Source organism: Alcanivorax sp. HI0083, assembly GCF_001635175.1.
In genome coordinates, this window is the sequence record NZ_LWFX01001557.1 from 1 (window position 1) to 738 (window position 738).

General features: G+C 58.9%; 2 protein-coding genes and 1 pseudogene. All 3 read right to left on the reverse strand.

Annotation, left to right across the window (positions count from 1 at the left end):
• On the reverse strand, positions 1 to 188 hold a 188-nt coding region (locus tag A3754_RS23295), incomplete at its 3' end, for a hypothetical protein (protein WP_063521478.1).
• Complete coding sequence (locus A3754_RS23300; RefSeq protein WP_063521479.1) at positions 185 to 457, reverse strand: hypothetical protein; 273 nt, start codon at positions 455 to 457, stop codon at positions 185 to 187. The genes A3754_RS23300 and A3754_RS23295, both read right to left, overlap by 4 nt.
• A gap of 73 nt (positions 458 to 530) precedes the next feature.
• Positions 531 to 738 (reverse strand): annotated as a pseudogene (locus A3754_RS28170) (hypothetical protein); the annotation flags it as partial.

Sequence of the window (738 nt, forward strand, 5' to 3'; positions counted from 1 at the left end):
GCCACCAGTGGAAGCCAGGTACGCTCAGGCAGCGCCACCAGAACGACCAGCAGCATCCATAACAGGGTCACCCCCAACAACTGCAATACCAGCCATGACTGCCAGGGCACCGGTACCGCCGCCGCCACCAATCCCATCAGCATTACCGACAAGGGCAGGCTCAGCAAAAACGCCAAAAAAGCTCTCATCGATTGCCTCCCCGGCGCTGATAGCTATCGCGGTAATGGCTGACCAGCAGCGGCAGCAGCAAGGCTGGCAACGTGAACACCCACAACCCCACAAACAGGCCCACACTGACGCCCAGCTGTAGCGATAACAGCCACAGCCCCCCGGCCAGCATGGCCAAGGCGATTAAACGGCTAAAAACAGGAAGGGGTTGATCCAGCCAGCGTTGCTGGCGATCCGACAGGTAAAACAGCAACACACTGGCAAGTGTGGCCAGAACGGCAACCAGCATAGGGAGAAAACCATTATCATGATAATGGTTCTCATTTAATCGCAGCAGGGAGTTTCCGTCAAGGTAACCAGGCTCAGCGAGGACGCAGCTCGCGCAGATAGTCGCTGGCTTCGCTGAGACGTGCCGTGGACAAACGATCCCAATCCACCGATTCGCGATCCGGCATCCAGACACCGGCAAACGTAGACGCATCCGCCAGCACCAGCTCCGCATTGAGCATCGGCACACCGTGGTAATCGCCGGCCATTCCCCCGGCTCGACGAATCACCGACCACCAGGCC